Here is a 22,895-nt window from a genome sequence, read left to right as displayed (position 1 = left end):
TTTACAGATGAATTTGTACTATACTGCTTTTAATAATATTAGAAGGGATGATGGGTGGACCATGATTAACTAATCTTATTTTAAAAATTTGAAATCACATATTTCAAATCATACGAAATAGGATTAGTCTGCTCATTTTCTATCAATTGTAAAGTAAAGCTATTAATAAAAATAGTTTATTTGATGATGCAACGGTACGGCTAATCCTTCCAAATGAAATGGGAGGATTTTTTTATTTCTCCCTTGAAAGAGAGAGGATAGATTATATGGAAGAGAACTAGCGTAGCTTAAAGGTAATCTTTATCAGAGAACAGCATTTCTGTTTCAATAAACAGGGTAAGCTATGATGTTGTACTACCTTGTTTAGTGTGCGGCATTATATAGGAATTTCATTATTTTCTGGATTTTTAATAAGGGACCTAGAGGCTACTCCCGCTAAAAAGTCTGTATCATTAATATACTTTAATCAAACGTTTGATTAAAAAATCTTTTGTAAGATAAACTATTGACGTTAGAGTTGCAAAATATGCCTATTAGTGATAAATCTAGAAGTGTGAGGAAAAGTTTTACTTACTAAAACAAAAACAATTTGAAATTAGGATGATGGGAAATGAAACGTGCAAGAATCATTTATAACCCGACTTCCGGCCGTGAACTGTTTAAAAAGCATTTGCCGGAAACATTGGTGAAGCTTGAGCGTGCAGGCTATGAAACATCTTGTCATGCAACAACAGGAGCTGGAGATGCAACAGCGGCAGCGATGGCAGCAGCTGAACGGAAATTTGATGTTGTTATCGCAGCAGGCGGGGATGGTACGCTCAATGAAGTTATTAACGGTCTTGTAAACCAACCGTACCGCCCTCAATTTGGAATTATTCCGGTAGGAACGACAAATGATTTTGCTCGCGCTATCGGTATTCAGCGTTCGATTGATGAGGCGGTTGATGTTATCTGCCGCGGGAAAACTGTCCCTCTTGATATTGGGAGAGCAAATAATAAATATTTTATTAATATTGCTGGAGGCGGCCGTATTACAGAATTAACATATGAAGTGCCAAGTAAGCTGAAAACAGTGCTTGGTCAGCTTGCCTATTATTTAAAAGGGATTGAAATGCTCCCTTCCTTGCACCCTACATATGTAGAGATGGAATATGACGGTAAAGAACTCAAGGAAGAAATTATGATGTTTCTCATTACGAACACAACATCTGTTGGAGGATTTGAAAAAGTTGCTCCGTATGCTTCCATTAATGATGGCCTATTCGATTTACTTGTATTGAAAAAGGGGTCGGTAGCAGATTTAATTAAAGCAGCATCACAAGCGCTGCGAGGAGAGCATATTAATAACCCGCAAATTCTGTATACACAAGCCAGCCGGATTAAAGTTAAGGCTGTGGCAGAAAAATTGATGATTAACCTGGATGGAGAATACGGCGGAGATGCCCCGATGGAATTCGAAAACCTGTATCATCATTTAGAGTTATTTGTACCGTAAAAAAGCTGGTCATTGACCAGCTTTTTTATTTTACACGAACAAGGTCTGCAAATTGCTCCAGCGTAGTGTCATATTCAATCCAGACACGAGGCATAGTGTATAGCTCATTTGGTAGTCCTTTTTCAATGTATTGACCTTTCTTAACTGTCACCGCAAAATTATAGTATTTCTGTGTTTCATTAATTACCTTTTCATTGAAGAACCCATATGGGTAGGCTAATGCGATTACGGGCTTTCCGGTAATCTTCTTAATTGTATCCTTAGAGCTCTTTAATTCGTATTCATAATTTCTAATTTTTCTTAAGTCCGGATGTGTAGCAGAATGAGATTGAACTGAAAAATAACCGGAATCTGATAACTCTTTTAAATCAGAGGCTGTTAAGCGTTTTGGTTTGCCGATAAGTTCTGTAATAACAAATAATGTTCCACAAGGATGAAATCGTTCATTCTTCAGCTTTTGGAAGGTCTTGTATGCGTTCAGATTATTCTTATATCCGTCATCAAAGGTGACAATAACAGGCTTATTCACTTTATTAATGTCATTCCAATGCTCAAATGTCAGCAGTGTGTAACCGTTTGTTTTCAAAAAGTTTATTTGGGCTTCAAAGCTTTCAGGTGATACGTAAAGCTCCTTTAGACCGCTTCCAGTGAATGTATCGATAGAATGATACATTAAAATAGAAATATACTGAGGAAACGTAAGGGAAGCTTGGGCAAGATGCTTTTCAGTACCATCTTTTTTTATGCCATATGCCTCTACATTAAATTCCCCTCTTTTAGATTGAAAGGAACTAAGGTTAAATCGAAAAGGAAAGTTATGGCGTTTATCTGTAGACTTGAATGTTTGTGTGCTTTGTTTTCCATCAGCGGTTCGCCAAATGTGATAACGAACTGCTGATATATTGTCTTTTATATTATTTGTATACAGGGTAGTGGAAGTGGAATTATAGGTGGGAGGCGGGTTCCAGGTTATAATAGTTTCTCTTTTTAGCAATCGAAAAAAGGTATCATTTATTAAGGGGGAAGTGCTGGCAGTGAAAAAGGTAAGGAAGAAAAATAAAGCTATAAAACGCATACTATCCCTTCTCTCTCGGTGTTCTTGTATTTAGTATGTGTAAATCCCGTTGTTGTATAATGAATGGAATATTACTTTTTGTAATATGCCGCTAGTGTTACTGTTTATAGGGGAGATGTACTATAGTCTAGTGAACTTAAGATGCTATATGGACGGCAGTATGAACTTTTGAGAAAACGTAAATAGCTAAAGAAGAGAAGAATATGGTACAATGTAACGCAGTGTAAATATGAAAAAGAGGAAGTAGAAAAATGAGTACGAAAGTTGCCCCGCCAATACAAAAAAATGAATACATAGATGTTGTTTTCGAAGACTTGACCCATGAAGGAGCCGGTGTAGCGAAGGTCAACGGCTATCCTATTTTTGTCCAGAATGGTTTGCCAGGAGAAAAAGCAAAAGTGAAAGTGATCAAAGTGAAAAAGAATTTTGCTTATGGTCGTTTAGTTGAATTATATGAAGAGAGTCCGTATCGTCAGGAGGCGCCGTGTCCAGTATATAAGCAATGCGGAGGCTGTCAGCTGCAGCACGTAAGCTACGAAGGACAATTGAAGGCAAAAGAAAAGCAAGTTCGCGATGTAATGCAGCGCATTGGCGGTCTTCAAGATGTAACTATTCATCCGGTGCTTGGAATGGAACATCCATGGGTATATCGTAATAAAGCTCAAGTCCCTATCGGGGAGCGTGAAGGCGGCTTAGTCGCAGGGTTTTATCGTCAAAGTACACACGAAATTATCGATATGGAAAAGTGTCTTATTCAAGCAGAAGAAAATGATATTCTCATTCAAGAAGTAAAACAAATTTGCAGTAGGCATGGTATACGAGCTTATAACGAAGAACGTCACAACGGTACTCTTCGTCATGTGATGGCCCGCTATGGAGAAGTGACAGGTGATATTATGCTTGTGTTTATCACACGTACAGAAGAACTACCGCACAAACAAGTGGTGATTGAAGAAATTACTGCAAAGTTTCCAAATGTGAAATCTATCGTACAAAACGTAAACGATAAACGTACAAATGTAATTTTTGGCGAGAACACAAAAGTAATCTACGGTTCCGAATATATCTATGATTATATCGGGGACATCAGATTTGCTATTTCTGCCCGATCCTTTTATCAAGTGAACCCAACACAAACGAAAGCCCTGTATGATAAAGCATTGGAATATGCGGGACTGACGGGAAAAGAAAGTGTAATTGATGCATATTGCGGCATCGGTACAATCTCGTTATTTTTGGCACAGAAAGCAAAACAAGTCTACGGAGTGGAAATTGTACCGGAAGCCATTGATGATGCAAATCGCAATGCTCAGCTGAACGATATAACAAATGTAGAATTTGAAGTTGGAGAAGCAGAGAAGGTTATTCCGAATTGGTATAAAAAAGGAATTCAAGCAGATGTAATTGTAGTAGATCCACCTCGTAAAGGCTGTGATGAAGCATTATTAAATACAATCATTGCAATGAAGCCCAAACGAGTAGTGTATGTATCATGTAATCCAGCAACCCTTGCCCGTGACTTACGCATCTTAGAAGACGGCGGATTTAAGACGAAGGAAATTCAGCCCGTAGATATGTTTCCGCAGACGACACACGTCGAGTGTATCTCGCAACTCATTTTAAAAGAAGGCAACTAACCCTTGTGGTTGTTGCCTATTTCTTTGAAAGGATTTACAAAGTTGTAATGAATACGTAGATTCCCTTCAATGCTACAGGTTATTTTATTCACCAAAGAGTGCAAGATTTGAGGATTTAAATCATCTAGTAATGAAACGTCTTTAAGCTTTTTTCCTAAATCAATTGTATAGTTCTCACTTTCGCACTCTTCAAGCTTTTCTTGATACTCAATCTTGGCTGTTTCGAGTTCAGCTACTTCCTGGTCAATCTGCTTTCTATATTCAACCAGTTCTTCTCGAGATATAATTTGGTCAGCGTACATATCAATGTAATCTTTCTTTCTAGAAAGTAATTTATTTGCTTTATTTTTAATTTTTGTTAGTTCGTTTGTAATCGAAACTTTCTTTTGATCCAATCTTTTGTGTAAACTCTGTATAAACTCATCATCTTGAATGGAATGGAATAACTCCTGTAGATCCTCTAGGATAATGTGTTTTAGTTCTTTCTCACGGATAACAACTCTATTTAAACAGAAAGGATCACCGTACTTAATATTTCCTCCGCATCTATACCCTTTTTGATTTGCCTTGTACCACATTCCTTTTTGACAATTTTCACAGAACAATACATTAGTGAATAAATGGCTTTTTGGAGCAGTACTTGTACGTGTTCTGGTTAGAAGCATTTTTTTAACTGCCTGAAAAGTCTCTTTTGAGATAATCGGCTCGTGAGTGTTTTCTTGAATTGAAGCTTGGGCTACATCAAGAGTTTTTCGTTTTGTTGTCGTTACTGAAATTGTTTCTGTTCTGTTTTGAACAAGGTCACCACAGTAATGTTGATTGTTTAAGATATTCTTAATAGTAGTAGCGTGCCATAGAGGTGATGCATTAGACTTATTAGCAATTTGTGAAGGTGTAGGAACTTTTTCTGCTGTGAATCTTTTTGCTATTGAATCCATTCCTTTTCCATCCAAGTATTCTCTAAAGATTCGTCTAACAATTTCTGGTGTGTTATCTTCACGAATTTTTAGCTTACCCTTGTCAGAATAGTATCCATAAGGTGGATTAGAACCTACAAATAACCCTCTATTAGCTTTTGTGCGTTTGGCAGCTTTATTTCTTCGGCTACTATTCTCTGACTCGTTTTCATAAAGCCAAGCAAACAATCCAAATTTTTGAACGTCCCCGGTAATGGTATTGATTGAATTATCTAGGCATACAATATGAATATTATTTTGCAAGCAGATGTCCCGTAACTCATATGATAACCTGCCGTTACGAGCTAATCTGGAAAGTTCCTTAGTTAATATCACATCATATAATCCTGCTTTACCGTCTTCAATTAGCCTTTTCAAATCGGGTCTGTTCTCTTTTGTTCCAGATTTCTGATCCTGGTAGAAATCGTAAATTTCCCAATTATGTTCGGATACGTAATTACGGAATAAATCCTTCTGATTATCAATAGATGTTTTTTGTGAATCCATCTCTGTGGAGACACGAGCATATACTGCACATCTCAAAACACGATCACCACCATTGTAGTTAAGTATTGAGATGTTGGTGGGCTAGTTATAGTATTGACCATATTCATTTGTCTTATCTGTGGTGTATTTATATCCATTTATGTTTGTTCTCCTTATTTCTCACATCTATGTTTTAATTTTCGGTATTTCGTCCATACTACTAATAATAGTTCGGTACTTTATCCAGATTGGTATACCATTCTGGATAAAGTACCGAACAACCCTTAAATGAAACCCCTAGTTAAAGGGGTTCTGGTGATAGAACTAAGTTGATGGTGTTTTTGAAAAATTTATTGTTCGGTACTTTGTCCAGTACCTATTTAATTGGATTCGGTATTTCATCCAGATGTTAAATCAATCAGATCTGAAAAAATATTTGATTTAAAAAATAATTGTGACTCTCGGTTCGTAGAAAGGATTAGGTAGTCAACAAAATACAATACAATTAATCTCTGCTCATCTAGACCTAACTGGTGATCCAGGATTTCATTAAATCTTGAAAAAAACTGATCACTCTCTACTAGATGGTACGCTGTACGTAAATTTTCTTTGCAAATCGAGTATTCTTTTATAGAATCTTTGTGCTGTTGAATGAATTCAAGGATTTTTATTTCAAGTTCTCTATCTTGGATGTCTTTTGCTGAAATTAGCCTTTCTTCAAGAGTTTGTATGCGACAAACCTTTAGTTCGATGCTTTGTTCAACGCCTTTACTCATTTCATTAATGTATGACAATGTAATAGGTATTATTTGCTTTGTAGTAACGATTTCTTTCACACGATTAAGTATTTGAGGTATAAACCTGTTGTGAACATCTTTAATGTCAACTTTATACCCACAAGTTTTACATACATAGTAATGATAATAGTACTTAATGCTATTTCTTTTAGTAGAGGCATTATGGGTTCTAAAAAACTGATTGCAATGGCTGCATTTTACTTTGTTTAAAAATAAAAAAGGTGTATCTATTCGCCCGAAGGTTTTTTGCAATTGATTATTTTGTTTAATTAATTGAATATGAAATTTGTTAATGATAGTTTCGTGGGCCTTTTCAAAAATGAAATGCTTTTTACCATCATCATTTCTTTTGTGTATATCCCAAATTAAATTTCCAGTATATACTGGGTTTTTTATTATGTTTTCTACTGTGCTCGGTCGCCATACACCACCTTTAGGTGAAGAGATTTCTGCCTCATTTAAAATTGTGGCTATTTTTTGTAAAGATTTTCCCCAACTAGAAAGAAAAAATATGAAGTTTACAATCTCAGCATTATCGTTCGGTTCCAACTGCTTTTTCACTTGGTTATATCCAAAAGGTGTTTTTGAGCCAGGCCTAAACGAATCTTCGTTTTCTAGGTCGGCAATTAAATTACCTACTGCTCGATCAGATTTTATTTCTGATTCGTATTGAGACATTAAGAAATGCATTTTGATTTTAGAATCTTCTGGATCAATTGGTTTATTTGATTCTGTTGTGTAGACCTCAAGTTCTGGCAATATTTCTATTAATGGTCGGTAAAAGTCAATCGTAAATGAATAGCCCGTACGATCCATTCGGGAAATATCGTGGAATATTACGGTTGGAATATTCATTTCAACCATTCTCTCACCAAGTCCCATCAATTGTTTTCGTTTTGATGCTTGTTTGGAATAAGCGCTCGTAACGTCTTCAATGTAAATAAGTTCATCAGGTACAAAGAGTTGATTACGTTTAGCGAATTCTTTAATATGCTGTTTCTGAATTTCAACACTGTTATTTTTTTGTTGCTTATATGAAGAACGACGAATATATGCAAATGCTGTTTTCATATGAAATCTCCTCCATTAAAAATATATTGAGTCTGTAAATCGTGGAGATAGTCAAATTTACTAACCTCAATGTTTACCTCATTCGGATATACAAATACTTTTTTGATAAGCATTGATGTTAGAAAAAAAGAATTAGATTGCCTGCATTTATGAAGATATTTTTTCAATAGGTCTACCAAGCTCTCATTTTCTAATAAAAGTTGCTTTTTTATTTCTAATTGGCTAAGTAAATTCTTTTGAATTTCTTCCAATTTGATTAATTCAATGTAACCAGGATTGTCTCTCCATTTACTAATATCATCGATCTCTAAAATGGTCTTTTCCATTAAATTGTGTTTTTGTGCCTCTAGTGACTTAAATTCTCCATCAATATTTTTCCGAATTAGTTGAAAGTAGTGCCTTGAATCTTTCAGAAGAGTTTCTGTATTTAGACTCTCAATTGTCTTCTCAAGTGACTTTTTGACAATAAGAATTAAATCTTCTGTTGATATTAAGACTTTTGAATGTTTATGTGAACAGGAATACCAAGCTTTCACTTCAGGGACATTCAAGTGAAACTTCATTGACCGTTTACAAACACCACAACTCACCTCATAGTTATCTTGATTTTTTAAAGACTCTTCAATATCTAGATAAGTTGAAATTACGGTGCTATTATCCCGAAATTGTTGGAATTCCTCATAAGTTAAGTAAGGTTCTACGTGTAAAAGCTTATTTTTTCCAGTAGTTAGATCATACCCTGCATAAAAAGGATCCATTGCAATTTTTAGTAACACCTTTCGATCTTTGTTTAGTTTTCGCCTAAATTCCATTAAAGTAATTTCTAAATCTTTGTGTGTTGATATTTGCCTAATCTTTTTAAAGAATTCTAGTAATAAATCCTTATTTTCAGGTTCTTTTTTAAACTTCTTGTTCTCTTTAAAGTAACCAAATTTTTTAGGAGGGTACCTTTTTCTTGCTTCTTCAGTTCTTCTAGCAATGTTTTTTCCTTCAACATCACTCACGATATTCATCACACCTTCAAGTAGAGTGCTATTGGTAGATTGGTGATTACCATTTCCGGCTGAAGTATAAAATACTTTGACATTATGCTTTTTACAAAGTGAAACAAATAAATTTGATTCATAAAAGTCACGGAACAATCTTGTTCGGTCAAAAGCATAGATAATTTCAATCTGATCACTAACAATCAGTTGGATAAGTTTATTCATTTGTGGGCGATTATTAATATCTAGCTTGTTGGCTGATACGCCTTTCTCATTCATTATTAATATCTCACTGGGAATGTAATTCTTTCTGTAAATAGCATCCGCCGATTCTTGCAACTGTATATCTTGATTAGTTGTACTAACCCTTCGAAAAAAAACTTTGTACTTATTTTTATTTGCTATCGTTTGTCTCATTGTTCTTTCTTTCCTTTACTATGTTTTGATAAAGTAACTTCGCCTGAAGTCGATGAGATACATCTAATTGATCCACAATTATTCTCTGCACTAAATGTTGAAGCCAGATATTAGTTACAGAGTTTATCTCAGAATCTGCTTGTATATTAATTTTCTTCCGCATAAACACACCTCCGCATTTCATCTTTGACGGAAATAAGTGTGTTTATACGAGTAAGCAATATAACTAACTATTGCTTGAGCACTAATCTTCAAATTTCAAATCTAGTCTTAGTTGAACAGATTCCTCTTTATCTGTGGTCTTAATAATTATTTTGATAATTCCTTTCTCTTGACCAGGGAAAGACTTGATGTTAGTTTCTTTCATCTTTTAACCTCCCGTAAGTAAGAAATTGCTCTAGTAGGAATTGTGATAAGTGGCCTTCCTTCTGAAGTTTCTTTAATTTTTCTGTAAAGGTGTCTAATTCTAATCTAGTTAATGTTCTATCTTGATTTGTGTATATCAAGCACATTCACTTCCTAACTGTTCTTTTTATCTGATAGCTCTTTTGGATTTAATGGATAATCTAGCATTCTTTCTAATTTAGAGATTAATAAATCTTGGATAATAGCACTTGCATTAATTGCATTTTATTGTGTAGCATAGCAGCGGATAACTTTCAAAATTCTCTCTCCTTATTTCGGTTATACATATGTCAGAAAAAAAGTAAGTAACTAAAGCTCAATACTGATTCTTATATTTAAGTGTTTAATTATTGGTTTATTTACTTCTTAATTTCTTGCTTATAATTTTTCGAATGAATTATATTCGGTAACTTCTTTAAAAACCAATAGTTAAAAAGGAAAAATAAAAAAAATTATTTAGTTGTTTTATTGATTGAAAAATACAAGTGCTAGCAAAATAACAAAATATATTTTTTTCAGAAGAATAGAAGAGTATGAGTTTATGCTAAAATGAACTGAATAAACTGAAAAGGTGATATAGCGTTGAAAAATAAATTACATACAAAAACGAGGACATTACATTGTATATTAATCTCCTCAATCTTTTTGCTAAATGCGATAGTATTACCAACTACTTTTGCCGAGAGCTCAATTCCAATTAAACAAGTAATCTCTAAAGATGTTACAACTCAATCAACGAGTACTGGTCTCTTTAAACAAGGCGGAGGTTACCAAACAGGAAAGTACGATTTAAATGCTATTCAACCGACTGCAACGAATTGGACAAGGCAAACGCGCTTTCTTTTGGGTATTGATCCGAAGTTGAGCTGGTCTACTAATATTGGAGTTGGAAATTATTCTGGATATGGTTTATCTTCCCCCGTTATTGGAGCAGATGGAACAATTTACGTGAGAAGTGCTACTGGTTTTTTTAAAGCAATTGATAAAAATGGGCTAGTGAAGTGGTCGATTACAACTGGAGCAGATAATGGTGCTTCACCTGTAATCGCTGAAGACGGAACATTATATTTAGGGGCTATTGCAAACGGTAACGGAAGCAAAAACGGGATTTATGCAATCAATCTAGATGGAACGGAAAAATTCTTTGTTGAAACAGGTACAGGAATTGTAACATCCCCATCAATTGGTAGCGATGGAACAATCTATGTATTAGATAAACTAGGAACTTTATATGCAATTAGTCCATACGGGATGAAAAAATGGACATTTGAAACCCGTCTTTATACAAGTTATCCTACAACTCCAGTAATTGGAAAAGATGGGACAATCTACATTGTAGTAGGAGGTTCAATATTTACGATTAATGCAAAAGGAGAAATGATTGGAAGAATTGCGGTTTACTACAGTGATGCAGTATTATCAACACCAACTATTGGGGAAGACGGTACTCTTTATTTACTTGATAATTCCGGTGGTTTATACGCTGTAGGTCCAGACGGGAATAGAAAATGGTCGGTATCGTTAGAGAATATGTCTCCAAATCCAAGTTCTCCAGTCATTGCAGCAGATGGGACAATTTATGTTTTTGATCAAAAAAAATTATACGCTTATCTGCCAGATGGGACAGTCAAATGGACCATTCCTGTTAGTGTAAATTCGCTCCCGATTTTAGGAAAAGACGGAACAATTTATCTAACTGCAACTGTCCCATCTGCCCTACTAAACAGTAGGGCAACGGCAGCTGAAGCATTTAATAGTAAAGGTGAATATTTATGGTCTATTTCTTTAGGTGATTCCGTACCATTCGATCTTCCATTAACCATTAATAATGATGAATTTTATGCATACGCATCTAACGGCTATCTTTATTCATTTACAACTACAGATGTAATCGCGCCTGACGTACCTATTGTCGATGAAGTTACTGATCAATCATTAAGTATCACAGGAAAAGCGGAGCCTGGTTCTTCAATAACAGTAACATCAGAACAAACAAACATTGCTAGTGGTATAACAAAGCAAGATGGAGCATTTAGCATACCAATTAATTATTTAAAAGCGGGGACGCAATTAACATTTGTTGCTACAGATGCAGCAGGAAATAGTAGTGATGCCACTAAAATTATTGTAAAAGATGTTACATCACCTACAACACCAACAGTAAATGAGGTAACAGATCTAACTACGAATATAAATGGTGAAGCAGAACCAGGTTCAACAATTAATGTGAAGTCTGGACAAGAGATACTTGGTAAAACCATTACAAACGAGAATGGTAGTTTCACAGTATTGATTGATAAGCAGAAAGCGGGAACAAAATTATTCGTTACTTCAACTGATGATTCGGGAAATGTAAGTGAAGCTACTGAAATAATTGTAAAAGATACTACTAAACCGGTTATCAACGGAGTAAAAGATGTAACTATAAATATAGGTGAAATTTTTGATACTTTAAAAGGTGTGACTGCTGAGGACGGTTTAGATGGGAATTTAACTGATTATATACGTGTTATTGGAACGATTGATAACTCAAGACCAAATACATCTACTTTAACGTATATTGTGACTGATAAATCAGGAAATAAAACTACACTCTCTAGAAAAATTACAGTTATTGATAATATTAAACCCGTAATTTTAGGGGGAACTACCAAATCCATTGCAATTAATTCAATTTTCGATCCATATGATAGCGTATATGCGTATGACAATGTAGACAATGATCTTACTGAAAATATGAAAGTTAGTGGTACGGTTGATACGAAGAAAAAAGGGGAATACACCTTAACTTATACTGTTTCTGACAAATCGGGAAATACGACCGCCGTTATAAGAAAAATAACGGTATATGATAATGTAAAACCAATTATCACCGGAGCAACTAGTAAAACCATTGCGATCGGAACAGGTTTCAATGCTAAAACTGGAGTATTTGCAACAGATAATGTAGATGGTAGTTTAACAAATATTATTAAAATAAGTGGTTCGGTAAATACAAAAGCAAAGGGTACCTATACATTAACTTATTCCGTTTCAGATACTTCAGGGAATGTAACAACTGTTATAAGAAAGATAACTGTCATTGATAACATAAAACCAGTTTTTACTGGAGCAACAAATAAAACTATCAAACTAAATTCAACTTTCAATCCAAGAACAGGTGTGACTGCAAAAGATAATGTAGATGGTGACTTAACTAAGTCAATCGTTATTACTGGTAGTGTAAACACTAAGAAAAGAGGAACTTACACCTTAACGTATACTGTATCGGATAAATCAGGAAATAAAACGATTATTACTCGGAAAATTACGGTATCTTAGAAAAGTTGTTTAATAATAAATAGTCTAGTTTAGAAAAAAGGCCTAGTTCATATCTAGGTCTTTTATTTTTAGATGAAGCGAGTTTTTTCCGAATCCATAAGAAATAAACACTCTAAACATTTTTATTTTTCATTAAGAGTTCTTTAATTAACTTAATAATAGTATCAAAGATTAAAAAAACAATGGCTAAGTATGAAGACATTTACTGAGGTTATTCGAAATCAATAGAGTAGTATAAAACTTGATATAAAATTTGAGGGGTACGAGTCATAGTATTTTTAAGGTAGTGTAGTTCAGAGAATAAAGAACTTTAAATAGCAAATAATTATTACTGATCTAAATTTTTGTACAGGTATTATAAATAAAAAATATAAACTATACAAAAACTTAGTATGTACAATACTAAGTTTTTGTATTATATTTAACTTAACAAAATGAATAAATGTTTTAGGAGGAATTAAGTATGGGAAAAATAAATTACGCAAAAGAGATATACGACATTATAAAAACTACAAATTTTACTAGAAATACAAGTGATCCGGAAACAAATTTACTTTTGACAGGTACTGTTTTAGCTATTGCAAAACAAAATGGTTTGGAACTTACTAAAGTAATCCAAAGCCAAAATATTTTAGAAAAAGTCGAAAAAATTATTAGTGACATTCAACTAGAAGTTTACTTTAAGAAACTGATGCTAGAAATATTTAAAAATACTTTTACTGCAAAGCTAACAAATTCTTTGGTAAATGTTCTCTCATTTATAGAGCAGAATTTAAAAAATCTTTCAATGGGCGTAGTCTTTGATGAATTAATCGAATATGTAGGGATAGAAAGTAGAGATTTATTCCTGACACCACAGAGTATAAATAGGATATCTATAAATTATTTATTAGATCAAAAGTCTTCAATATCTACTTTTCACGATGGAACTGCAGGATATGGACAAACTGCAATGATGTTTGCCAAGGAATTTCCAAATAGTCGTTTAGCTTTTCAAGAAATCAATCCTATGGCTGCAACTGTATTACGATTAAGACTTTTCTTAAATGACATAGAAGCTACTGTCGCGGTAGGGGATTTAATAAAGAAACCTGCATATATAGAAGGAAATAAGCTAATACAATTTGATCGAGTATTTATGGCTCCACCATTCGGGCTTCGTTTAACTGAAGAACAACAAATTGATATGAAATATGATCCGTTTAACCGATTTATATATGGAATTCCTCCTCGCTCCCAAGGTGATTTAACATTTTTAAGTTGCGGTTTAAGTGCAACAAAAGAAGATGGGAAAGCAGCATTCTTATTACCAATGGGGGTTTTATTTAGAAGTGGTCCTGAAAAAGAAATTCGTCAACGATTGATTGACTTTGATGTGATCGAGGCGATCGTCTCTTTACCACCATTACTACAACCGTACACAGGTATTAAAACGGTACTTTTACTTTGTAACAAAAATAAGTCTGAATCTCGTAAAGGTAAAATTTTAATGATCAACGCTGAAGCTTTAGGAGATATGGTCAATAAAAGAGATTTGGTATTGAAAGAGAAAAAAATTGAATTAATTAATGATATAATTTCTATGGGTAAAGAAATTGAGGAAATTAGTCGATTTGTATCAAATGACGAAATTAATTCAGCTCAGTTGACACCTAATAATTACATTTACAAGACAGAAACCCAAGTTAGTGAATTTGGTACTATAGCTATTGATATGGACGCATTAAGTAACATTCAAACAAAACCATTATCAGAATTAGTAGATTTCTATCGAGGCTATAATGCTTCTACGAAAGACGAAAATGAAAACGGTGATTACTCAGTTGTAAAAATTTCTGATATTCAAGATGGTTTAGTGAATTTGGAGAGTGTAACTCGTTATTCAATTACAAATAAAGCGAAAGTTGATAATAATCTTATTCAACAAGGAGATGTTTTATTGTCAATTCGTGGAGTGAACAGGAAAGCAGCTTTATTCACTAGTGAACGTGATGATGTGTTGTCATCTCAAAACTTTGCAGGCATTCGTTGTGGTGAATTACTAGATCCAAAATTTTTACTACTATATTTTGAGTCACCGATCGCACAATTCTACTTTGATAAACATACAACAGGTTCTACTATTATGACGTTATCAATGAAGGACCTAAAGGATTTACCGGTTCCGCTTATTTCATTAGACGAGCAATGTAAAATTGTTGAGGCTTATGATGCTGAAAAACGTAAAATCAATGATGAATTAGCGCGTTTGGAAGAACGTCAAAAGGAGTTAAAGCTCGAAGTATATGAAGCAATGGGAATCAATAAAGCCTTTACATTGTTGTAATGACTTTGATTTCTAAGTATAAGGAGGAAACGGGATGATTACAGGCGAAATTAAAAATAAAATTGATGGGATATGGACAACTCTATGGACAGAGGGTAACACGAACCCGCTAACAAATATTGAACAATTAACATATTTATTATTCATTAAAGGCTTAGATGAAAGTGAATTACGAAAAGAAAATGAAGCGTCATTTTTAGGCTTAGAACATAAAGGTATTTTCTCAGAGGCACCAACAAGTTTTAATGCACTTCAAAAAGAACATTGGCCGAAAATGCGTTGGACTCAATTTAAACAGCTGCCAGCAGATGAAATGCACCAAGTAATGGTAAATACTACCTTCCCTTTTATTAAAACATTAGGAGGTAAAGAAGAGTCAGCATTCTCTAAGTATATGAAGGACGCTTCGTTCCAAATTAATAAGGCAGCTACTCTTCAAAAAGTTGTGACAGCCCTTGATAGTATTTCAATGGAAGATCGTGATACACAAGGTGACATCTATGAGTATTTATTATCAAAATTACAAACATCAGGTACAAACGGTCAATTCCGTACTCCACGTCACATCATAAATATGATTGTAGAATTAATGAAACCAACACCGGAAGACTCAATTATTGATCCTGCAATGGGGTCTGCGGGTTTTTTGGTATCAGCAAGTGAATATTTACGAAAAAAGCATCAAGATTTATTCCTAATACAAGAGTTAATTGAACATTTCCATAGCACAATGTTCTACGGAAATGATATGGATACAACGATGTTACGTATTGGAGCAATGAATATGATGTTACACGGTGTAGATGAACCAAATATCGAATATCGGGATTCAGTTTCAGAAGAAAATAAAGATCAAGATAAATATACATTGGTGTTAGCAAATCCTCCATTTAAGGGATCTGTTGATAAAGAATCTATTGCCAATGATTTAAGTTACGTAATTAGTAAAAATTCAAAATCTGCTAAAACAGAATTATTATTTTTAGCTCTTATACTTCGTACTTTAAAGCCAGGAGGACGCGCAGCGGTAATTGTACCAGATGGTGTATTGTTCGGTAGCTCTAATTCACATAATGCAATTCGTAAAGAAATTATTGATAATAATAAACTGGATGCGATTATTTCGATGCCAAGTGGAGTATTTAAGCCGTATGCCGGAGTATCAACAGGTATTATGATTTTTACAAAAACAGGTACAGGAGGTACTGATAAAGTTTGGTTCTATGATATGAAAGCGGATGGATTTACTTTGAATGATCACCGTACACCAATTGAAGAAAATGATATTGATGATATAATTTCTCGTTTTCATAACTTAAATGGTGAAACTGAACGAAAACGTACAGAGCAATCATTCTTTGTATCCGTAGAAGAAATTCGTGAGCAAGGATATGATTTGTCGATTAATAAGTATAAAGAGTTTGTGTATGAGGAAATTGAATATAAATCAACAAATGAGATATTTAAAAGCATTGAACTAATGGAAAAAGTAATCATAGAAGATATTTCAAGTTTAAAAGCAATGCTACAGGTGATGCAAAATGAAGAGTGACCAAAAAGAGTTAAAAAAATTTATTAAACAAATTAGAGGTATTTCGTATAAACCTCACCAAGTAATTGAAGTGTGGAAAGAAGGGTACATTCCGTTATTAAGAGCAACTAATATTTTAGATGGGGATTTAGATTTAGAAAATGTCATATATGTTGAAGAATCCTTAGTAAAAGAGGAACAGTTACTACAAAAAGGTGATATACTAATCGCCGCATCTAGTGGAAGTTTAAAAGCAATAGGAAAGTCAGCATTGTTTAAAAGTAACGGTAAGTTCACTTTTGGTGCATTTTGTAAGGTTGTTCGTCCAACTGACATTCAGGCAGAGTATTTAGCTCATTATTTTAAAACATCAACTTTTAGAAATACTATTCAGAATCAAATCAATGGTGCAAATATAAAAAATATGAAGAACGAACATATAGATAATTTAAGTATTTATATTCCAGATTCAAACAAACAACTTCAAATAGTTAATTTATTAAATTTAGCTAGAAATTTAATAAATAAACGCCTATCACAAATAGCAGAGTTAAACGATTTAACACAAAGTCTATACTACGAGATGTTTGGTGATAATAAAAAATTATCAAAAGTCAATATTGAGCAAGTTGTAGATTCAATTGAGGCCGGTTGGAGTGTTTCAGGAGAAGAACGCCCAAAGGAGCAAAATGAAGTTGCTGTTTTAAAGATAAGTGCTATTACAAAAGGAAAATTTAATGAGAATGAATATAAAGTTCTAAATTCAAATTTAAAAATAAAAAAAGCAGTGTATCCTCAAAAAGGTGATATTTTATTCAGTCGAGCAAATACAAGAGAGTTAGTAGGAGCTTCAGTCATAGTTCCAAAAGATTATGAAGATTTAATTTTACCAGATAAGCTTTGGAAAATTAACTTAAACAAAGAAATAATAACACCTGAATATTTTTATACAGTAATAAACACAAAGAGGGTCCGGGACGAATTTTCTAAAAATGCGACTGGTACAAGTGGATCAATGTTGAATATATCTATGCAAAAATTTAAAAAAGTTGAAATTAATTTACCTTCGATTGAAAAACAGCAATTATTTAGTACGAAATTTGTGGAAATCCAACAAATGAAGCAGAAATTAATTAAAGCAGAAGAGGATATGAATGTTCTATATCGCTCTCTTCTTCAATCAGCATTTAAAGGAGAGTTTGCAAGTTAAAGTTTAATTTGTATAACCTAAAGGAGTTGAATCAATGTCAAACTTTGTTTTTTTAAAGTCTAAAAATACATTTAATAGTTTTGCTTATGCTTGTGTAGAAGCTGAGAAAGCAATGCAAATAAGTCCAGCAACGTGTGCGATTTTATCGCGCCGTGCGCTGGAACTTGCTGTTAAATGGGTGTATCAGTTTGATAATGATGTGAAGATTCCGTATCAAGATAATCTATCCAGTTTAATTCACGATCGTCATTTCCTAGGCATTCTTGATGAAGAATTATTACCGATGTTGAAATATATAGTGAAGCTAGGGAATGCTGCTGTACACACGAATGTAGCGATAACACGTGATGAAGCTGTTTTATCACTACATAATTTACATCAATTTATTTCCTGGATTGATTATTGTTATGCAGAAGAATATACAGCACTAGATTTTGATGAATCCCTTCTTTATACAGCAGAGTATAAAAGGGAACGACCTGAAGAACTTAACAATTTATATGAAAAGTTAAGTGCTAAAGATAAATCATTAGAAGATTTACGTAAACAAAATGAAGAACTTCGCCAACAATTAACTGCTAATCGTCAAGCACAGCAAGATGATTACAGTTTCCAGGTTGATGAAATTTCAGAATTAGAAACACGTAAACATTACATTGACTTAGATTTAAAATTAGCTGGTTGGGAGATTGGTAAAAACGTAATAGTTGAGTATCCCGTGATAGGTATGCCATATAATATGGGAGAAGGGTTTGTTGATTATGTATTACTTGGAACAAATGGCAAAGTGTTAGCTGTTGTTGAAGCAAAAAGAACTTCAAAAGACGCTAAAGCTGGTCGTCAACAAGCAAAATTATATGCAGATTGCATTGAGCAAGCGCAAAAAATTAGACCAGTTATTTACTATACAAATGGTTTTGAAACTCAATTTTGGCACGACGATTATTCAGCACGCCGTACTTCCGGATTTTATACTCAAGATGAGTTGCAGCTAATCATTGATCGTCGAAAGTTGAAAAAACCTTTATCTAATATTGAAATAAATGAAGAAATAACAAACCGTTATTATCAAAAAGAGGCAATTTTGGCTGTGTGTGAGGCATTTAGTCACAATCAACGTAAAGCATTGCTTGTAATGGCAACTGGTAGCGGGAAAACACGTACCGCTATTACATTAATAGATGTATTGACCAATCACCACTGGATTAAAAACGTATTGTTTTTAGCAGACCGTAAATCACTTGTGAAGCAAGCATTTCGTAACTTTAATACGTTATTACCAAACTTGTCGCTATGTAATATGCTAGAGAAAAAGTCTAATCCTGAAGAAGCACGTATGGTATTTTCAACTTACCCAACAATGATGAATGCGATTGATGAAGTAAAAAGTAAAAAAGGTAATCGTTTATTTACAATAGGCCATTTTGATTTAATCATTATTGATGAATCACACCGCTCCATTTATCAAAAATATAAAAGTATCTTTGATTATTATGATGGAATGCTTGTCGGTCTTACAGCTACGCCAAAAGATGAACTAGATAAAAATACTTATACGATTTTTGATTTAGAAAATGGTGTGCCGACTTTTGCGTATGAGCTAGCCAAAGCTGTAGAAGACGGTTATTTAGTGGATTATCGTACGCGTGAAACAACATTAAAGATTTTAGATGATGGAATTCGATATGATGATTTATCGAAAGAAGAACAGGAAGAGTTTGAAGATATTTTCGAAGACGAACCAAACGTAAAAGATATTGATAGCGCAGCTATTAATAACTTCGTCTTTAATAAAAATACAATTGATCACGTACTACAAGATTTAATGGAGCACGGCATAAAAGTAGAGGGTGGAGATAAATTAGGGAAAACGATTATCTTTGCGAAAAATCATAAACACGCGGAAGCAATTAAAGAGCGCTTTGAATTAAAATTCCCTGAATTTGGTGGTAACTTTGCTGAAGTAATTGATTACAGTGTTAATTACTATCAAACGTTGATTGATGACTTCTCAGATAAAAAGAAAATGCCTCAAATTGCTATTTCTGTAGATATGCTAGATACAGGAATAGATGTACCAGAAGTAGTAAATTTAGTTTTCTTCAAAAAGGTACGTTCAAAGACGAAATTCTGGCAAATGATTGGCCGCGGTACACGTTTATGTAAAGATTTATTTGGTCCTGAAATGGATAAAAAGTACTTTTTGATTTTTGATTATTTGTGTAATTTTGAATATTTTCGCGCTAATGAAAAAGGAGAAGAATCTAAAAACCAGCAAACTTTAACAGAAAAACTTTTCAATTCAAAGGTGGAAATTGTGCGAGAGCTTCAGGATATTCAGTACCAAGATGAACCATATTCCAGTTATCGTGAGCAGCTTTTAAAAGATATTTTATCGGATGTACGATCGTTAAATGATGAAAATTTCCGTGTCCGCCAATATTTGCAATACGTGCATAAATACCAAAATTCGGATAATTGGAAAGCAATATCCGTTGTTCAAATTAATGAAGTAAAAGAAAATTTAGCACCGTTAATTGCACCGATTGATGATGATGAATTAGCAAAACGCTTTGACTTATTAATGTTAACAATTGAATTGGCTATCTTACAATCAAACAATGCAACTAAATCAATTCGACGAGTAGTCGATACTGCAGAAGCACTTTCAAAATTAGGCACAATTCCACAAGTAATGGAACAAAAAGAAATTATTAAAGAAGTGAGAACTAGTGAATTTTGGCAAGGAGCATCGATTGTGGATTTAGAAAAAGTTCGAATCGCTCTTCGTGATTTAATTCGTTATATTGAACGCTCACGACAAAAAGATTATTACACAGATTTTAAAGATGAAGTAATGGAAGTAAGAGAAAATGCTTCCATTTTAAATGTAAATGATCTTCAAAGCTATCGTAAAAAGGTAGAACATTATTTAAAAGAACATCAACACGAAGATACATTGGCAATTTACAAATTACGTAACAATAAGCCCTTAACCAAACAAGACGTCGATTATTTAGAGAATATTTTATGGAATGAATTGGGCTCAAAAGAACAGTATGAAAAAGACTTTGGTGATACACCAATTACAAAGCTTGTTCGTAAGATTGTAGGCTTAGATCGTCGAGCGGCTGTTGAGGCATTTTCTACATTTTTATCGGTAGAAAAACTAAATCTTCAACAAACGAAATTTGTTGAGTTAATCATTGATTATGTTGTTAAAAACGGTACACTTGAGCGTCAAGCATTGCAACAAGATCCATTTACAACTTTAGGAGGTATTACAGTTGTCTTTAAAGATCAATTGCCAAAAGCAAAAGGGATTTTGGAGATACTTGATACTATTAAGCGTAATGCAGAGGAGATTTCTTAATTATCAACTTAGTTACGGATGTAATTTAGCTTTATTGAATGAAAAATTTTCCAATTTTAAGTTTTCGGAAAATTGTTGATGTTGTATAATTTTAATGGGGGTTGTACGAAATTATCGAGGGGGAAATTATGTGAGTTCCAACGAAATTATTTTAAGTTCATCAGCAGAAATAGCTAATGTTACAAGCGATGATGTACATTCTATTATTAAAAAGACACTTTTAAATGTTCGTGAAGATATGCAAGATAATCCTTATATTGAAGAAACATTAAGGGTCTTACCTGTTGGGGGATATCGTAGTGCAATAGGTGCATTTTGGAATGCAGTAGTAGACGATTTAAGAAATAAAATACTGTTTAGGAGTATCTCGTTATTTAATAAAGAAATGCAATTGAGTAGAGAGATAAAAACGTATGAGGATTTCCAAAACTACGTAAATGATGACCAATTAATTGAAGGTGCGTACAAAATTGGAGTAATTGGCTGGGAAGCTAGTAAAGTATTAAGGCACGCTAAAGAGACAAGACATATTTTTAGTGGACATCCTAAAAGTTCAGATCCTTCGATTATTAAAGTTCTTGCAGTAATGGATGATTGTATAAAATACGTTCTAAACGAAGAGTATCCTATGCAAATCATCGATATTGATGAGTATATTACATTAATGTCAACTGAAGATTATGATAGAAATGCTATTGGAATTGAAAATGCCCTTGGGGATCTTCCTGATAGATATAAAAATGAGCTATCGAATAAATTATTTACAGCATATGTTCATTCAAATAGTAGTACCATACTGCGATCTAACATCGAATTTTGTTCCCCTATCTTATGGAAAGTACTTCCTAAAGAGGTTAAAATTCAAATAGTTAGAAGAGTAGACCAAGAAATAACTAAAGGAAATTCTACATCGATTGAACTTGCTTTCTCATTTGTTGAAAATGTTGGTGGAAATGTTTACTTGTCATTAAATGCAAAGAAATATATTATTGAGCCAATTATCAATGAACTCGAAGCGAATTTAGATGTATTTAATATTGAAGATAAATGCGTAAAAGAGTTAGAGCGATTTGAAAGTAATATCCCTGTAGAATTGTTACCTAGATATGTTAATGCTTTAACACAAACATATGTAGGACATACCGGAGGGTCTGCTTATTTTGCGAGAACAGACTTTTATGCTGACGGAGCAAGTGTGAGAGTCCCAGGGATGTTCGAAAAGTTTGACGATTCAGCAGCGGATGCTTTTATTAATTCAATAAAAACGAATAGACGCCTTAAGCAAAGAATTAACAATCCTGCAAAATTGAGGAGATTGCGCTCTCTGGGAAACATTGTTTTGGAAAGAGTTTCGGAAAATTATCACGATAAACAACTTTTGAGGTATTTAGTGGACGAAACCAAAGAAAAGGAATTTTTCGAAGCTATTAAAGGATAAAGTTACTTCTTTTCCTACTAATCTGTGTGTCTACTAATAAAGATATGGGATTCTTTGAATGGTACAGTCTTTATTATCAGTTGATGATGATAAAGGGTTAACTTGGGTCAACAAATGGTAAATTTGTTGGCTTTTTTATTAGTCTCATTATAGTTGCTTTTACATTCATTTTTAGGGGAATAGCTGGGGGAAAGCTTTCCAGAAATGATTTAAGAGAAAAAGAGTTTAAAATATGCTGTACTTATTGGATAGGCTACACTTAGTTGGACAGAATTTTTAAGGTCAAGTAGACTACATATAAAAACATTTGAGGAGAATCTACATGGCCAAAAGAGAACGCCGAACCTTTACTGAAGATTTCAAGCAACAGA

General features: G+C 33.5%; 13 protein-coding genes. 8 read left to right on the top strand and 5 right to left on the bottom strand.

The genetic code is table 11. From position 1 onward, the window contains the following. Window positions 1-610: 610 nt before the first annotated feature. Window positions 611-1,495, top strand: a complete 885-nt coding sequence (locus J7Q84_RS16420) for a diacylglycerol kinase (protein WP_209096098.1) — start codon at window positions 611-613, stop codon at window positions 1,493-1,495. A 25-nt stretch (window positions 1,496-1,520) separates the two neighbouring features. On the opposite strand, the gene J7Q84_RS16415 is transcribed toward J7Q84_RS16420, so the two are convergent. Then, window positions 1,521-2,570, bottom strand: coding sequence for a polysaccharide deacetylase family protein (locus tag J7Q84_RS16415; protein ID WP_209096096.1), 1,050 nt, complete (start codon window positions 2,568-2,570; stop codon window positions 1,521-1,523). A 251-nt stretch (window positions 2,571-2,821) separates the two neighbouring features. Between J7Q84_RS16415 and rlmD the strand changes: the two genes are divergently transcribed. After that, on the top strand, window positions 2,822-4,207 hold the full coding sequence (gene rlmD, locus J7Q84_RS16410) for a 23S rRNA (uracil(1939)-C(5))-methyltransferase RlmD (protein ID WP_209096094.1): 1,386 nt from the start codon (window positions 2,822-2,824) through the stop codon (window positions 4,205-4,207). On the opposite strand, the gene J7Q84_RS16405 is transcribed toward rlmD, so the two are convergent. From J7Q84_RS16405 to J7Q84_RS18635, 4 genes are all read right to left on the bottom strand, one after another. Beyond that, on the bottom strand, window positions 4,204-5,706 hold the full coding sequence (locus J7Q84_RS16405) for a recombinase family protein (protein WP_209096092.1): 1,503 nt from the start codon (window positions 5,704-5,706) through the stop codon (window positions 4,204-4,206). The two genes, rlmD and J7Q84_RS16405, sit on opposite strands and share 4 nt — an antisense overlap. Window positions 5,707-6,047: 341 nt before the next feature. Continuing rightward, on the bottom strand, window positions 6,048-7,517 hold the full coding sequence (locus J7Q84_RS16400) for a recombinase family protein (RefSeq protein WP_209096090.1): 1,470 nt from the start codon (window positions 7,515-7,517) through the stop codon (window positions 6,048-6,050). Then, window positions 7,514-8,920 carry a recombinase family protein gene (locus tag J7Q84_RS16395; protein ID WP_209096088.1) on the bottom strand — a complete coding sequence of 469 codons (1,407 nt, stop codon included), beginning with the start codon at window positions 8,918-8,920 and terminating at the stop codon, window positions 7,514-7,516. Before J7Q84_RS16395 ends, J7Q84_RS16400 begins: the two co-directional genes overlap by 4 nt. Before the next feature lie 244 nt (window positions 8,921-9,164). Beyond that, complete coding sequence (locus J7Q84_RS18635; RefSeq protein WP_280635608.1) at window positions 9,165-9,287, bottom strand: hypothetical protein; 123 nt, start codon at window positions 9,285-9,287, stop codon at window positions 9,165-9,167. Window positions 9,288-9,907: 620 nt separating this feature from the next. Here J7Q84_RS18635 and J7Q84_RS16390 point away from each other — a divergent pair. The 6 genes from J7Q84_RS16390 (at window position 9,908) to J7Q84_RS16365 (ending at window position 22,524) form a co-directional block, all read left to right on the top strand. Continuing rightward, complete coding sequence (locus tag J7Q84_RS16390) at window positions 9,908-12,646, top strand: immunoglobulin-like domain-containing protein (RefSeq protein ID WP_209096086.1); 2,739 nt, start codon at window positions 9,908-9,910, stop codon at window positions 12,644-12,646. Between the two features lie 463 nt (window positions 12,647-13,109). Further along, a complete protein-coding gene (locus J7Q84_RS16385) occupies window positions 13,110-14,972 on the top strand; it encodes an N-6 DNA methylase (protein ID WP_209096084.1) in 1,863 nt (620 codons plus the stop codon). Between the two features lie 34 nt (window positions 14,973-15,006). Beyond that, the gene (locus J7Q84_RS16380; RefSeq protein ID WP_209096082.1) at window positions 15,007-16,524 is read left to right on the top strand and encodes a type I restriction-modification system subunit M; all 1,518 of its coding nucleotides are present in this window, start codon (window positions 15,007-15,009) and stop codon (window positions 16,522-16,524) included. Then, entirely contained in the window at window positions 16,514-17,713 is a 1,200-nt protein-coding gene (locus J7Q84_RS16375; RefSeq protein WP_209096081.1) for a restriction endonuclease subunit S, read from the top strand. Before J7Q84_RS16380 ends, J7Q84_RS16375 begins: the two co-directional genes overlap by 11 nt. Window positions 17,714-17,747: 34 nt before the next feature. Then, window positions 17,748-21,086: a DEAD/DEAH box helicase family protein gene (locus J7Q84_RS16370; protein ID WP_209096079.1), complete on the top strand. Its 3,339-nt coding sequence runs from the start codon at window positions 17,748-17,750 to the stop codon at window positions 21,084-21,086. A 130-nt stretch (window positions 21,087-21,216) separates the two neighbouring features. Beyond that, window positions 21,217-22,524: a hypothetical protein gene (locus J7Q84_RS16365; protein WP_209096077.1), complete on the top strand. Its 1,308-nt coding sequence runs from the start codon at window positions 21,217-21,219 to the stop codon at window positions 22,522-22,524. Window positions 22,525-22,895: the final 371 nt, after the last annotated feature.

The organism is Bacillus sp. 165 (genome assembly GCF_017742235.1).
In the GTDB taxonomy this organism is placed as follows: domain Bacteria; phylum Bacillota; class Bacilli; order Bacillales; family Bacillaceae_G; genus JAGHKQ01.
This window is presented reverse-complemented; position numbering and strand designations above follow the sequence as displayed.

What these genes read in the sequence shown, in the direction of transcription:
- rlmD (WP_209096094.1), top strand. Translation starts at nt 2,822, where the DNA reads ATGAGTACGAAAGTTGCCCCGCCAATACAAAAAAATGAATACATAGAT.
- J7Q84_RS16385 (WP_209096084.1), top strand. Translation starts at nt 13,110, where the DNA reads ATGGGAAAAATAAATTACGCAAAAGAGATATACGACATTATAAAAACT.
- J7Q84_RS18635 (WP_280635608.1), bottom strand. Translation starts at nt 9,287, where the DNA reads ATGAAAGAAACTAACATCAAGTCTTTCCCTGGTCAAGAGAAAGGAATT.
- J7Q84_RS16420 (WP_209096098.1), top strand. Translation starts at nt 611, where the DNA reads ATGAAACGTGCAAGAATCATTTATAACCCGACTTCCGGCCGTGAACTG.
- J7Q84_RS16400 (WP_209096090.1), bottom strand. Translation starts at nt 7,517, where the DNA reads ATGAAAACAGCATTTGCATATATTCGTCGTTCTTCATATAAGCAACAA.
- J7Q84_RS16415 (WP_209096096.1), bottom strand. Translation starts at nt 2,570, where the DNA reads ATGCGTTTTATAGCTTTATTTTTCTTCCTTACCTTTTTCACTGCCAGC.
- J7Q84_RS16380 (WP_209096082.1), top strand. Translation starts at nt 15,007, where the DNA reads ATGATTACAGGCGAAATTAAAAATAAAATTGATGGGATATGGACAACT.
- J7Q84_RS16375 (WP_209096081.1), top strand. Translation starts at nt 16,514, where the DNA reads ATGAAGAGTGACCAAAAAGAGTTAAAAAAATTTATTAAACAAATTAGA.
- J7Q84_RS16395 (WP_209096088.1), bottom strand. Translation starts at nt 8,920, where the DNA reads ATGAGACAAACGATAGCAAATAAAAATAAGTACAAAGTTTTTTTTCGA.
- J7Q84_RS16370 (WP_209096079.1), top strand. Translation starts at nt 17,748, where the DNA reads ATGTCAAACTTTGTTTTTTTAAAGTCTAAAAATACATTTAATAGTTTT.